The sequence below is a fragment of the Flavobacterium agri genome (genome assembly GCF_013401995.1).
Taxonomy (GTDB): Bacteria; Bacteroidota; Bacteroidia; order Flavobacteriales; family Flavobacteriaceae; genus Flavobacterium; species Flavobacterium agri.
The window spans coordinates 843-13,788 of sequence record NZ_JACBJI010000005.1; the positions used below are offsets into that span (position 1 = coordinate 843).

Genomic DNA, 12,946 nt, shown 5'->3' on the forward strand with positions numbered 1-12,946 from the left:
GCCCATTTTTCATTAAAACGATAAACCCCATGAATCTTAAAAAGAGGTATTTAATTGCATTATTATTTATAACACAGTTCGCGGTATCACAAGAAGGCATAGCAGTTTATTCCGATTATTTGACAGATAACTATTATCTGATCCATCCATCCATGGCGGGTGCGGCTAATTGCGCAAAGCTTAGGGTGACGGCACGTAACCAATGGTTCGGCCAAGACGATGCTCCGGCACTCCAAACCGTAAGTTTCAACGGTCGGGTAGGTGAGCGTTCGGGAGCAGGTATCATCGTGTTCAACGACAGGAACGGATACCATTCCCAAACAGGAGCCAAATTGACCTATGCCCACCACCTTATGTTCTCTAGGGACGAAGTGGATTTGAATCAGCTTTCATTCGGTATTAGTGCCGGATTGATCCAAAGCAGGCTCGACGAAACAGACTTTCTGAATTCAGGGGATTACGATCCGAACGTGGATGGAACGATCGTCCAAAAGGATTCTTATTTCAATGTGGATATTGGGGCTTCGTATAACTTCCTTGATTTCTATGCCCACTTTACAGTTAAGAATGCGATTGAAACGAGAAGGGATATTTATTCAGGATATGAGTCAGACAACCTGAGAAAGTTCCTCTTGAGCGCAGGTTATGTTTTTGGAAACGAAGATAGCTTGCTTTGGGAACCATCGATTTTGTTCCAGTATACCGACGAGACTGCCGAAAAAGCGATCGATGTAAACCTAAAAGTATACAAACCATTCGATTGGGGTAGGCTTTGGGGTGGTCTTTCGTACAGAAGACAATTCGACGGTGCGGAATACCTTGACGGAAACAGCCGTGAAGAACAACACTTGCAGTACATCACGCCACTTGTCGGAATCAACTACGGCAACTTCATGTTTGCATATACGTATTCTGCGGTTACCGGTGCGATCAAATTCGACAACGGAGGCTACCACCAGATCACACTCGGTTTGAATGTGTTCTGCCAACGCGAGAAATACCACTGTAACTGCCCTGCAGTTAATTAATAACAGTCCCGATTCGTCGGGACTTATTTTTTATACCATGTTGATAAAATCCGTTAACGGGAAAAGTCCCGTCATACCCGAAGATTGTTTTGTAGCCGATAACGCGACCATAGTTGGGGATGTCGTTTTCGGCGATGCCTGTAGCGTTTGGTTCAATGCCGTCGTGAGAGGTGACGTCCACTTCATAAAAATCGGTAACAAGGTGAATATACAGGATGGAGCGATCATCCATTGCACCTATCAAAAGCATCCGACGATTATTGGAAATAATGTTTCGATTGGCCACAATGCGATCGTTCACGGCTGTACGATCCAAGACAATGTGTTGGTTGGAATGGGCGCGATAGTCATGGATAATTGTGTCGTCGAAAGCAATTCGATCATTGCAGCCGGAGCCGTGGTTACCCAAAATACGGTTGTTGAATCCGGAAGTATTTATGCAGGCGTACCGGCAAAGAAAGTCAAGGCTATCGACCAATCGGCTTTTTCGGGCGAAATTGGGCGTATATCGAACAATTACGTGATGTATGCTTCCTGGTTCAAGGAAGAGGATTAAAAGTCCAATACAGCGACTTTATATTCGTTTCCGAGGATTTGGGATAGTACGGCCGGATCGGAATTCGTGTAGAACTCCGTTTTTCCGATTCGCGGCTCAGCTATACCCGCAACTTCCTTCAAAAGATGCTGCGTTTGACGTGCGACGGCTCTTCCCGAATCGATAATTTGGACGTGGTCGGGTACGATCTGTCGTATTTGAGGAATCAGATACGGATAATGGCTACATCCCAAAACGAGGTAATCGATATTGGCTTGTATCATCGGATTCAGGTATTCGTGAAGCAAGCGCGTCATCTCATCCGATTCCATTTGTCCGTTCTCTATAAGCGAAACTAAGTTATAGCCAACCTGCTCGATTATTTTGGTGTTTTGGTACGTTTCCACGGCTTTGTGGAATAGTTCGCTGCTGAGCGTACCTTTTGTAGCCAAAACGCCTATTACATTGGTTTTGGAGTCTAATGCGGCAGGTTTGATGGCCGGTTCTATCCCGACGAAAGGCACATTGTACTTCGCTCTTAATTCTTTTATTGCATTGGTGGTTGCCGTATTGCAGGCTACGACGATGAGTTTGCAGTTTCTTTCCAATAGGAATTCAACATTCTTTTCGCTAAGGGCGACGATTTCTTCCTTGGGACGTTGACCGTAAGGAGCGTTCTTGCTGTCGGCTAAATAAATCGTGTCTTCGTTAGGCAAAAGGCTATGGATTTCCTTCCAGATGGAAGTGCCTCCAATTCCTGAGTCGAATACGCCAATCGGATGGTTATTGTGCATAAAACAAAAGTAAAAAAAAACTGCCCGATTAAAGGCAGTTTGTATTGTTGGGGATTTCGATTTATTGGAAACCCAAATCTTTTTTCACATCGGCAGTGATGTTCGGACCATCTGCAACCAAAAGGTCTGCGGCGTTAAGCACGTATTGGAAACCTTTCGCTTTACCTACTTTCTGGATTGAAGCTTTGATTTTGTCCATGATCGGTTTTACAAGATCAGCTTCTTTTTTCTGAAGTTCCTTTTGTGCATTGTCGCGGTAATCGACGATTCTTTTCTGCATGTCCTGAACTTCTTTAGAGCGCTCTTCGTTCACCTGTTCGGTTACGGTTGTAGATTCTTGTTCATATTTTTTGACTTTGGCCTGAAATTCATCGACCATCGTTTTGTATTCTGTATCGTATGTGCTGCTTAGTTTTTCAAGTTGTTTTTGGGCATCGAGCATCGCCGGCATCTTCTGCATGATTTCGCTAACATCCACATGTGCCACTTTCGCTTGGGCATTCATAGCTTGGGTTGTCCCCAAAAACGCTACCGCGGCTATTAGCAAAGTTTTCAATTGTTTCATCATTTTTAGTATTAATTATTATTTGTTTTTAATTTGTTTTCGTTGAGTCTTTGGGCTGTGCCGCTTTTTGACGTTCTTCTTCTTTTTGTTTCTTCAAGGCCTCACGGGCTTCGAGTGCTTTCTGGCGTCTTTCGTCGGCCGCTTTTTTGCGGTCTTCAAGAGCTTTTGCGCGTGCTTCTGCCGAAGATTGCGTTTTAGCGGCTTTTGTTGAATCCGATACTTTTTTGGCTTCTTCCATTTCGCTTTTTGGCGTTACCTTATCGGTTGCTGTCTTGTCGGAAGTCGTTTTATCGGTAGCGGTTTTGTCGGTAGCTTCTTTTGTAGCCGGAACTGCAGTACCATTTTTCTTGGCTTCACGCTCGGCTTTCGCGCGGGCTCTGCTTTCTTCCCATTCTTTCTTTTTGGCTTCGGCGGCTAATTTTCTGTCCTCGATCAATTTTTCGCGGGCTGCTTTTTTCTCGTCGAGTTTTTTCTGACGTTCCTCCATCGCCGGATTCTCATCGACCATATCCTCAAGCGCCTCTTTCTTCATTTCTTCCTTGAGCTCTTTTTTACTCATCTGTTCGCGGCGTTGGGCACGGTTCAGAACCCGGATAACCTGATCGCTGATGTCGAATTTCTTCGCGGCGAAAAGCATGGTCATATCGGAAGATTTGTCGAAAATGAAATCGTATTTTTTTGCTTCGGCTATGTCCTGTGCAGCCGTGAAGACCTGATCTTGGATCGGTTTTACCAAAACGGCCTTCTGCGTGATGAGATCGCCCGTAGGGCCGAAACGCTTTTGTTGGTAATCGAGTAGTTCTTTTTCCTGGAAAGCGATTTCTTCTTCGCGTTCCTCAATCAATTCTTTGGTAAGAAGAACTCTCTCAGTTTTTAAGGTTTCCTTGAGTTTGTTGATGTCGTTTTGCTTGGCTGCAATCTCCTGTTTCCAACCTTGCGCTTTCTGCTCGAGCTGGTTTTTGGCCTCGGCGTAATCGGGTACATTTTTAAGGATGTATTCCATGTCGATGTAACCTACACGGATGCCACGGCTTTGCGCACTGGCATTAAACGTCAACAGAAATGCGGGAAACAGTAAAAAAAGAATTCTTTTCATAACTATAAAATGCTTTACTAAATATCGTGCCACAATTAGAATTGCTGGCCGATAATGAAGTGCGTTTCCCATCCGTTTCTTCCTGATTGACCAGGAATGGCATCGAAGCCATGTCCGAAATCGATACCGAGCAATCCGAACGCTGGCATGAAAACACGCAAACCAAAACCGGCAGAGCGTTGCAATACAAACGGATTATACTCTTTAAAATTGTCAAAGGAAGCTCCGGCTTCGGCAAACGTAAGCATATAGATAGATGCTGTCTGGGCTAAAGAGATCGGATAACGCAATTCCATCGAGAACTTATTGTAAATAGTACCACCGTCTGTAGACGAGAGTGAGTAGTTCGGATAACCGCGCAACTGAATCACCTCGCGTCCGTCCATCGAGAAGTTCGCCAATCCGTCGCCACCTAAGAAGAAACGCTCGAAAGGAACCAGCCCTCGTTCGTTGTTATAGGCACCAAGGAAGCCGAATTCGCCCAAAGTACGGAGCACTAATTTACCATAAATTTTGGTATACCAATCTGCTTTGAATTTTATTTTGTAGTATTCCAGCCAGTTGAATTTCTTCTGGTCAATTTTCGATTGGTCGACAGCTGCGTCATCCAAAGCATTTGCCGGAGACACGTAATTCCCGTTCGAATTGATGTAATCGCCAGGAGCTACCCAATGGTTGTTACTGTCAAAATACCCGCTGCCCGTTTGGTTGGTAAGCTTGTATTCCAACTGGTTTTTGAGGTCGCCGTAATCGATCTTGTTGAACAACGAATATGGAGCCGTGAGTTTTGCCGTGATCGAGAACTCCGAACCGTACATCGGGAAAATCGGGTTCGTTCCTTTGTTGTTGCGTGACAACCCAACAGTATAAGCCAAGTTTCGCGAAGAACCATCACCGAATGTGAAAAGCCCGGTGTTGTAATTGTTCAGGTCGTAATATTGGAAACTCAAGCTGTGTGAGATCACGAAGCTGTCATCGGGAATCGTCAAACGCTTGGCCAAACCGACCGAAAGCGACGTAATGTTGAAGCTTTTGTCGCGGTCAACGTTCGCTGAACCGCCGCTGTAATTCGCCAAATATTGTTTACTGTGCGACACCGAAGCGCTGAACTGAATCGGCTTTTTACCGCCGAACCAAGGCTCCGAGAATGAAGCGCTGTACGTTTGGAAATACGAGCTTCCCTGAAGGCGCAACGATACTTTCTGCCCGTCGCCCATAGGAAGAGGGTGATATGCTTCCTTCTTAAAGATGTTACGCATCGAGAAGTTGTTGAACGACAAACCGAGCGTTCCGATGAAACCGCCGCCGCCGTAACCACCTTGCAATTCGACCTGGCTCGATCCTTTTTCTACAAGTCCCCATTCTACGTCAACCGTTCCTGCGGCTGCGTCGACGTTTTTGAGTTCCGGACGGATGGCTTCAGGGTCGAAGAACCCAAGCGCACCCAATTCACGGATAGTACGTACGATTTCTTCCTTACTGTATTTCTGGCCGGGTTTTGTACGCAATTCGCGATAGATGACCTCGTCGTTCGTGCGGTCGTTTCCGACTACGCTGATTTTGTTGAAATAGGCGATCGGACCTTCAATCACGCGGATCTCGAAATCGATCGTATCGTTATAAGTACGCGTTTCGACAGCATTGATGCTTGAAAACAGATAACCGTTGTTTTGGTATAGGTTCGTGATGTCGTCCGAATCGGGAGACGTCTTGTCTGAAATCCTTTTCTCTAGCATGACCCCGTTATAGGTGTCGCCTTTCTTGATGCCGAGCATACGCTGTAACATCTGATCGGAATATACCGTGTTTCCTAAGAACTTGATGTTTCCGAAGTAATATTTACGACCTTCCTCAAGTTTGATCTTGATGTTGATGTCGTTGTCTTTCTTGTCGAATTTCACCGAGTCGTAAACGATACGTGCATCGCGGTATCCGTTCTCCTTATAAAGATCGGTAACTGCGGTGAGGTCTTCTTTGTATTTTTCGGGGATGAATTTCGAGGCTTTCCACACGCGAAGGAAATTGCGCTGCTTGGTGCCTTTCATCGAACGTCTCAAGCGCCCGTCCGTGAACGTCTGATTGCCCTCGAATTCAATGTCGTCGATCTTAATTTTCTTGCCGCGATCGATCGCTACGACCATTTTCACCTGGTTTCCGGCGGTTGTGTCGGGAATCGTATTGATGTTGGCCTTGGCGCTGAAATAGCCGTCCTTTTTATACTTGTTCTCGACGTAATTCTTCGTGGTCGTAATCAAGTTTTCATTGACGACTTTTCCTTTGGTGAGACCTGTTTCCTTGATTAAATCGTCGATTTTGCCTTTTCGGACGCCTGTAATCTTGACGTCGCTTAGTTTAGGAAGTTCGTTGATATTGAGTTCGAGCCAAATCGAGTCGTTTCTCACGTGATCTACATAAAAGTCAATGTCGCTGAAAAGCCCGAGTTTCCCCAATTTCTTGATAGCGTTACTGATCTGTTCTCCAGGAACCTGGATTTCCTGCCCTTTCTGAAGCCCTGTAAAGGTAACGACGGTTTGCTGGTTAAACGTGATTTTTCCGGTAACGGCCACGTCGGCAAGGATATATTTTCTACCCTGAAGCCTGTCTTGTGCACGGAGCGAAAATGTTCCGAAAATCAATACGATAAGAGCTAGCCCTAAGTTCTTTTGTAACACTAAGAAATTATTTAATTTGTTCGCTGGTTTTTCCAAATCTCCTCTCCCGTTTCTGATAGCTGATGATGGCTTGATATAAATCTTCCTCCTTGAAATCAGGCCACAGTACGTCAGTAAAATACAACTCGGCGTAAGCGATTTGCCAAAGCAGGAAATTACTGATTCGATGCTCTCCGCTGGTGCGGATCAGCAAATCTACATCGGGTAAATTATGCGTGTAAAGATGCTGATTAATAATTGATTCGTCAACCGAGTCAATTACAATTATATTATTTTTAACTTTAGTCGCAATCTCCCTGATGGCGGAGGTTAGCTCTTCCCTGGAGCCGTAACTCAGCGCCAAAGTGAGCGTCATCCTCGAGTTGTTTTTCGTCTTTTCGATAACATCCTTGAGCTCTTTTTGGATGCCTTTCGGAAGCTTGTCCAAATTGCCGATCGAATTGAGCCTGATGTCGTTTTTTTGAAGCGTCTTCAATTCGTTCTTAAGCGAATTGACGAGCAATTTCATGAGCATTTCCACCTCGAGTTTCGGGCGGTTCCAGTTTTCTGTAGAAAAAGCGTAAAGGGTAAGGTTTTCTATGCCGAGACGGGCACAGGTTTCGACCGCCATGCGCACCGATTTGGTACCGTTTTCGTGCCCGAAGGCGCGCATCATGCCTTTTTGTTTGGCCCAACGGCCGTTCCCGTCCATGATGATGGCGAGGTGTTTAGGAAGATTGTCTTTATTTATGCGGTCTATAAGTTCCATCTAATCTGCACAATAGCAGGGTTTGTTTCCAAAGGTATAAGTTAGGGTGAGGCCAGAAAACATATACCAGTCCTTATTGTTTATGTTGCCGAATTTTAGTTCGGTGAGGTTCTCGTTTTTCGGGTTGCTTCCGTCGAGGTTGTCGGTAAACGTCCAGCGTGCGCCCACTTCAAGCCCAAGCACCCAATTTTCGGCTATATTCGATTTCACGCCCACTACCATCGGAATCGCAAATGAGCCGGCCCGGTAATCTTTCTTGTATCCGTCAAGCTGATATAACTCCTCATAAATGAAATAGTTAAGGCCTGAAAAAACGTAAGGTGTGACGAGCTTTTTTCCTTCGTGCAAATTAAAATCAAAAAAGTTGAATTCAAGTCCTGCCGAGAACTCTTTAACATGGTTCTCGAAGTTATAGCCGCGGGTTTTGCGCGCCTGCATGTCCGAATCCAGATCGTTCGCCGTCAGCTTGCTTTGGGTATACGAAAATCTCCAGGAATGTCGAGGGCTGCGGTTCCATTTGTAAAGAATTCCGTAGGCCAATTCGTTAGGACGTATGTAATTCGTGCGTCCTACATCGCCAATAAAATTACTGCCGCCCGCAAATACGCCAATCTCGTGGATCTGGGCATTCGACACCGACAGGCCGAAAATGCAAATGAATACAACAAAAATCTTGTTCATCGATTTGAAAATAGCGTGCAAATATAACAATTAAGACCACTCCCGAAGGCTTTTCGGGGTAATTCTCTCAAATTATATCACACTGTTAGTGAATATTTTTGCGCAAAAGACAAATAGGAAACGGAAGCGAAAGCGTTAATAGTATCGGCCGTGCGAAATTTGCGTCAATTTCTCTTGTCTTCGCCCCACAAGAGTTTGTTTCGCAAGGTGTTGAGGAAAGTCTCTCCGGGAACTTCGACCATCTTGATCGCGAAAGGCGTTTTCCTGATGGTGAGTTCCGACTCGTTTTTGACCGAAGCGATGCGCGAATCTAGCGAAACCAAATATTGTTCCTCTCGTCCCGAGACTTTGAGTTTGATTTCGGTATTGTCCGGAATTACGAGCGGGCGCGCGTTCAAATTGTGAGGCGCGATAGGTGTGATGACCAGACTTTGCACGTTCGGCGTCAGGATCGGGCCGCCGCAACTCAACGAATAGCCGGTCGATCCGGTAGGAGTAGAGATGATCAATCCGTCCGCCCAATATGAATTCAGGTATTCGCCGTTGAGCCAGGTTTCTATCGTAATCATCGAAGTAGTGTCCTTTCGGCTTACCGAAACTTCGTTCATCGCGAAATTGATCTGTTTGACCGATTCGATTTCGGGCGTCACTTCCAAACTTAACAACGTGCGTTCCGAAATCTTGTAATTGCGATCGATCACATATTGCATGAATTCGTCTATGTGGTCTTTCTGTACGCTGGCCAAAAATCCGAGACGTCCGGCGTTGATGCCCAAAATCGGTATGTCTAAATCGCGCACCAATGTCGCAGCGCGTAAAATCGTGCCGTCGCCGCCGATGCTAATCAGGATGTCGAAATCGGGAGACAAGTCGGAATACGAGGAAAACGTCTTGTATTCTTTTTTGACGATGCCTTTGTCGTATAGTATTTTGAGGAATTCGGCCTCGATATGAAGGTCGGCGTGGTTGTTGTTGAAGAACACGAAAATATCCCTGATGATCGGCTCGGTACTGTTTTGGTAGTATTGCCCGTAAATCGCGACTTTCATCAGATGTTCAGGTATTTGTCGAGATAATCCGAGCGGTCGCGCAGGCTGTTCAGGTAATTGTCTTCCTGGTGTTCCGAAATGATTTCGTAATTATAACGGCGGAACGTCTGCAAAATATCGTTCATGCCGCCGATCGCGATTTTTACGGTCACCTGCACTTTTTCTACGGTCGCTTCCGAAATGAACATGCCCAATATCTTGCCGTTGTTGCTCTCGACGATCTGGGTTATCTGTCCGATCGAATAATCGGCGATTCCCTTTTCGACGATGATGATGCCGCCTTGCTCCTTGAGGAACGGGGTTTCGTTGAACAACTTGATGATGTCGGCGCTTTCGTAATAACCGACATATTTATTGGTTTCGTCAAGAACCGGAACGACGTTAGTTTCGTATCTCGCGAACAGTTCAAGTACATCGAGCCACAACATGTTCGTGCGTGCGAAAAAACCTTCCAAAGCGTAACGATACTGCGAAATTTCTTTGTCGTCCTCGAAAGTCTCGACATCGTCGGCCCCGATAGAACCTACATAAACCGATTCTTCTACGATCGGGAAATGCGTGAAATGTTCCTCGGCAAAAAAATCCTTGATCGATGCCACGGTTTCGCGTGCGTCTATCGGCCTGTAATCGTTGTTGATATATTCAGAAATCTCGCTCATCTCGCCAATGCTGGGTTTGAGACTGCAAATTAATCAAAAATTGGGACAATCGCCCCTGTTTAAGTTTGTATTTTTGTAAGGCAAACAAGCACTTTCCTTATGACGAAACTTAGTGTGAATATCAATAAAATAGCCACCTTGAGAAATGCAAGAGGTGGAAATGTGCCCGACTTGTTGAAGGCTGCCAAAGACATCCAGAACTTCGGTGCGCAAGGTATTACGATACATCCGCGGCCCGATGAACGCCACATCCGCTATCAGGACGCACGCGATTTGAAATCGATCGTGCATACCGAATATAATATAGAAGGCAATCCAGAAAAGAATTTCATCGATCTTGTGCTCGAGGTGAAACCCGATCAGGTGACGCTCGTGCCCGATGCGGTCGATGCGATCACGTCGAATGCAGGTTGGGAAACCAAAAAACATCGCGATTTTCTTCGTGAGGTCATTTCGGAATTCAAGCGCAACGGCATCCGAACGTCGATTTTTGTCGATCCTGTCATCGAAATGGTCGAAGGTGCTGCCGAAACCGGAACCGAGCGTATCGAGCTTTACACCGAAAGTTTCGCCACCGAATACGGCAATGGCAATCTTCAAAGTGTGGAAGTTTATGCTGCGGCCGCGAAACGCGCAGGTGAACTCGGATTGGGCGTCAATGCGGGTCACGACTTAAGTTTGGACAACCTCAAATTCTTCAAGCAGAACATCCCGAACCTGCTTGAGGTTTCGATCGGGCACGCGTTGATTTCCGAGGCTTTGTATCTCGGATTGGAGAACGTGGTGAATATGTATTTGCAGCGTTTGAAGTAATTTTTTTGGATTTCGACGCAGGAGAAATCTCTGCCAGTCGATTTGTACTGACTGAGATTTCTCCTGCGTCGAAATCCCAACCGCTAAAACCAAAATCAAATGGAAATCCTGCATTCAAGAATAGAAGGAGAAGGCAAGCCGCTTCTCATCATACATGGTTTTCTTGGTACTTCGGACAATTGGAAAACATTTTCCGGCCAATACGCGGCTCAGGGCTATCAGGTTCACGCACTCGATATGCGCAACCACGGAAGAAGTTTCCATTCGGATGTTTCCACGTATGAAGCCATGGTGAACGACGTGTATGAATATTGCAAATCCCAAAATCTGTCGTCTTTCGATTTGATCGGCCATTCGATGGGCGGCAAGATTTCGATGTTCTTTTCGATGAAGTATCCCGAAATGATCGAAAAAATGGTCGTAGCCGATATCGGCCCAAGATATTACAGGCAACATCACCAGGACATCCTTGCGGCGCTCAATGCCGTCGACTTCACCGTAAAGCCGAGCCGTTCCGATATCGAGGAAATCATGAAACGCTTTTTGGGAGACGACATAGGTACGATTCAATTCCTGATGAAAAACCTGTATTGGGTAGAACCCGGGCAATTGGCCTTCCGTTTTAACCTGCCTGTGTTGACAAAGGAAATAGAAAACATCGGCCAAGCTTTGCCGCAGGGTTCGATTTTCGACAAGCCGACCCTTTTCCTGCGCGGAGGCAATTCCAATTACGTCAAAGACGAAGATTTCGACGGTATTCGCCAGCATTTTCCAAAAGCGGTGTTTGCGACCATAAAAAATGCGGGACATTGGTTGCATGCCGAAAAGCCGCAGGAGTTTCTCGAAGCCACTTTGTTTTTCTTCAAGCAATAAAGAAAGCCCTTCAAAACGAAGGGCTTTCTGTTTTCATGGAATCTCATTATTGTTTTATGACCTTTATTGTTTTTACCGATCCGTTGTCGTCCGTGGCCTGAAGTAAATACGTTCCGATTTCAAGAACCGAAAGGTCTACATTGGCATCGCCAGGCATGAATTCGTTTTGATATACCTTCTTGCCCGAAATGTCAAAAACGGTTACTTGTTTTACATCGGCTCCGGTAATGTTCACGATGCCATTTGTCGGATTCGGGTAAACGCTTACCTGTTCTCGCGTCAGGTCGATGGTGCGCAATTGTGTGCCTGTGTACTTGAAAACGCCTCCAGTCGTGGCATTCGTGTTGAATCCGCCTGCAAAACCGGTAGTGTTGTCTCTAAAAGCCAAAACGGTAAATTGGGTCGTGGCTTCGGCAACCTGCCAGGTCAAACCATCGTCGAGACTGTAGTAAGAACCGTAACCTGTGGCACCTCCAGTAGAAATCACGTTGGTAGTTCCCGGAACATATTCAAGAGAGTTGTTGCCGAAAGTTCCCGTCGGTACTACTGGTGTCCACGTTGCTCCACCGTCGGTTGTGCTCCAAAGCAATCCGAAGCTTGAATTCAAAAGACCTTTGTTTTGATCGGAAAAGGTGTACTGTCCGCTTTCGCCCGTGCCTCCGAAATCACTCACTGGCGATTGGAATACTTGCCAGGTCAGGCCCATGTCCGTTGAGCGGAAAATGCGGCCAAGGTTGGTGCCGAACCAAAACGTGTTCCCTACGACATCGTAATTATGGACATATCCGTATTCGCCCGTAAGAGGAGCGGGAATGTTCGCTGACGGGACTCGCGTCCAGGTAGTTCCTCCGTTCGAAGTGGTGTAAATCTCAAAATATCCGCCTTCAGGATCGCCTTGGCAGACGCCGTTGTTTTCGTCCCAAAAGTATACAAGGTTCGTAAATGAAGTGCCTCCGGTAAAAAGTGCCGTGGTTTGCTTGGTCCAGCTGGTTCCGCCGTTGGTGGTTTTCCAGATGCCTCCGGTCGCTGCTCCGGTCGGATACATCGATACCCAAGCCGTATTTGCAGAAACTGCGGTAATCGACGACATAGCTAGCGTGCTTATCGAAAAAGCGCTCACGACTCCAGGTGTCCAGGTGTTTCCGCCATCTATGCTTTTTGTAATGTCCTTGATGGTTTGGTTTGCCGCTCCGGATCCATCGTAGGCTTTGGCCCAAATCACATTTTGGTCTACTATGGCAAAGCAGTCCAGCCCGCGGCTTGCGGTTGCGAATCCCGTCGCTTTTGGCGTCCAGAATTGTGCTTGGGCTACAGAACCGACCAATACTAAAGAGAGTAGAAGTTTTTTCATATCTGAGTTTATAAGTTGCTGTTACTCAAATATAACCTTTTTAAAATAGAAAATCCCGATTCTTTTTCAAGAATCGGGACTT

Annotated in this window: 13 protein-coding genes; 4 read left to right on the forward strand and 9 right to left on the reverse strand. The window is 46.1% G+C overall.

Going from position 1 to position 12,946, the window contains the following annotated elements:
• Positions 1-29 precede the first annotated feature (29 nt).
• Both HZF10_RS12025 and HZF10_RS12030 read left to right on the forward strand, forming a co-directional pair.
• Entirely contained in the window at positions 30-1,028 is a 999-nt protein-coding gene (locus HZF10_RS12025; RefSeq protein WP_176006468.1) for a PorP/SprF family type IX secretion system membrane protein, read from the forward strand.
• Between the two features lie 37 nt (positions 1,029-1,065).
• Positions 1,066-1,584: a gamma carbonic anhydrase family protein gene (locus HZF10_RS12030; protein ID WP_176006469.1), complete on the forward strand. Its 519-nt coding sequence runs from the start codon at positions 1,066-1,068 to the stop codon at positions 1,582-1,584.
• Here HZF10_RS12030 and murI read toward each other — a convergent pair.
• The 8 genes from murI to HZF10_RS12070 all read right to left on the reverse strand — a co-directional run bounded on the left by murI (position 1,581) and on the right by HZF10_RS12070 (position 9,827).
• The gene (gene murI, locus HZF10_RS12035; protein ID WP_176006470.1) at positions 1,581-2,357 is read right to left on the reverse strand and encodes a glutamate racemase; all 777 of its coding nucleotides are present in this window, start codon (positions 2,355-2,357) and stop codon (positions 1,581-1,583) included. The two genes, HZF10_RS12030 and murI, sit on opposite strands and share 4 nt — an antisense overlap.
• Before the next feature lie 61 nt (positions 2,358-2,418).
• Complete coding sequence (locus tag HZF10_RS12040; protein ID WP_176006471.1) at positions 2,419-2,922, reverse strand: OmpH/Skp family outer membrane protein; 504 nt, start codon at positions 2,920-2,922, stop codon at positions 2,419-2,421.
• A gap of 28 nt (positions 2,923-2,950) precedes the next feature.
• Complete coding sequence (locus HZF10_RS12045) at positions 2,951-4,018, reverse strand: OmpH/Skp family outer membrane protein (protein WP_176006472.1); 1,068 nt, start codon at positions 4,016-4,018, stop codon at positions 2,951-2,953.
• A 35-nt stretch (positions 4,019-4,053) separates the two neighbouring features.
• Positions 4,054-6,690 (reverse strand): BamA/OMP85 family outer membrane protein, encoded by a 2,637-nt coding sequence (locus tag HZF10_RS12050; RefSeq protein WP_317171624.1) that lies wholly within the window; start codon positions 6,688-6,690, stop codon positions 4,054-4,056.
• 7 nt (positions 6,691-6,697) lie between these two features.
• Complete coding sequence (gene uppS, locus HZF10_RS12055) at positions 6,698-7,438, reverse strand: undecaprenyl pyrophosphate synthase (RefSeq protein ID WP_176006474.1); 741 nt, start codon at positions 7,436-7,438, stop codon at positions 6,698-6,700.
• Positions 7,439-8,119 carry a type IX secretion system protein PorG gene (gene porG, locus HZF10_RS12060; protein WP_176006475.1) on the reverse strand — a complete coding sequence of 227 codons (681 nt, stop codon included), beginning with the start codon at positions 8,117-8,119 and terminating at the stop codon, positions 7,439-7,441.
• 164 nt (positions 8,120-8,283) lie between these two features.
• The gene (locus HZF10_RS12065; RefSeq protein WP_176006476.1) at positions 8,284-9,168 is read right to left on the reverse strand and encodes an NAD kinase; all 885 of its coding nucleotides are present in this window, start codon (positions 9,166-9,168) and stop codon (positions 8,284-8,286) included.
• On the reverse strand, positions 9,168-9,827 hold the full coding sequence (locus tag HZF10_RS12070; protein WP_176006477.1) for a CBS domain-containing protein: 660 nt from the start codon (positions 9,825-9,827) through the stop codon (positions 9,168-9,170). Before HZF10_RS12070 ends, HZF10_RS12065 begins: the two co-directional genes overlap by 1 nt.
• 99 nt (positions 9,828-9,926) lie before the next feature.
• Here HZF10_RS12070 and HZF10_RS12075 point away from each other — a divergent pair, with 99 nt between their 5' ends.
• Both HZF10_RS12075 and HZF10_RS12080 read left to right on the forward strand, forming a co-directional pair.
• Positions 9,927-10,640 carry a pyridoxine 5'-phosphate synthase gene (locus tag HZF10_RS12075; protein WP_176006478.1) on the forward strand — a complete coding sequence of 238 codons (714 nt, stop codon included), beginning with the start codon at positions 9,927-9,929 and terminating at the stop codon, positions 10,638-10,640.
• A gap of 105 nt (positions 10,641-10,745) precedes the next feature.
• Entirely contained in the window at positions 10,746-11,513 is a 768-nt protein-coding gene (locus HZF10_RS12080) for an alpha/beta fold hydrolase (RefSeq protein ID WP_176006710.1), read from the forward strand.
• Positions 11,514-11,559: 46 nt separating this feature from the next.
• On the opposite strand, the gene HZF10_RS12085 is transcribed toward HZF10_RS12080, so the two are convergent.
• On the reverse strand, positions 11,560-12,864 hold the full coding sequence (locus HZF10_RS12085) for a T9SS type A sorting domain-containing protein (protein ID WP_176006479.1): 1,305 nt from the start codon (positions 12,862-12,864) through the stop codon (positions 11,560-11,562).
• Between the last annotated feature and the right edge of the window lie 82 nt (positions 12,865-12,946).

Bases quoted from the DNA above. Each gene is read 5' to 3' on its own strand.
- HZF10_RS12045 (WP_176006472.1), bottom strand. From the start codon at position 4,018: ATGAAAAGAATTCTTTTTTTACTGTTTCCCGCATTTCTGTTGACGTTT.
- HZF10_RS12075 (WP_176006478.1), top strand. From the start codon at position 9,927: ATGACGAAACTTAGTGTGAATATCAATAAAATAGCCACCTTGAGAAAT.
- murI (WP_176006470.1), bottom strand. From the start codon at position 2,357: ATGCACAATAACCATCCGATTGGCGTATTCGACTCAGGAATTGGAGGC.
- HZF10_RS12040 (WP_176006471.1), bottom strand. From the start codon at position 2,922: ATGAAACAATTGAAAACTTTGCTAATAGCCGCGGTAGCGTTTTTGGGG.
- HZF10_RS12065 (WP_176006476.1), bottom strand. From the start codon at position 9,168: ATGAAAGTCGCGATTTACGGGCAATACTACCAAAACAGTACCGAGCCG.
- HZF10_RS12025 (WP_176006468.1), top strand. From the start codon at position 30: ATGAATCTTAAAAAGAGGTATTTAATTGCATTATTATTTATAACACAG.
- HZF10_RS12070 (WP_176006477.1), bottom strand. From the start codon at position 9,827: ATGAGCGAGATTTCTGAATATATCAACAACGATTACAGGCCGATAGAC.
- uppS (WP_176006474.1), bottom strand. From the start codon at position 7,438: ATGGAACTTATAGACCGCATAAATAAAGACAATCTTCCTAAACACCTC.
- porG (WP_176006475.1), bottom strand. From the start codon at position 8,119: ATGAACAAGATTTTTGTTGTATTCATTTGCATTTTCGGCCTGTCGGTG.
- HZF10_RS12030 (WP_176006469.1), top strand. From the start codon at position 1,066: ATGTTGATAAAATCCGTTAACGGGAAAAGTCCCGTCATACCCGAAGAT.
- HZF10_RS12085 (WP_176006479.1), bottom strand. From the start codon at position 12,864: ATGAAAAAACTTCTACTCTCTTTAGTATTGGTCGGTTCTGTAGCCCAA.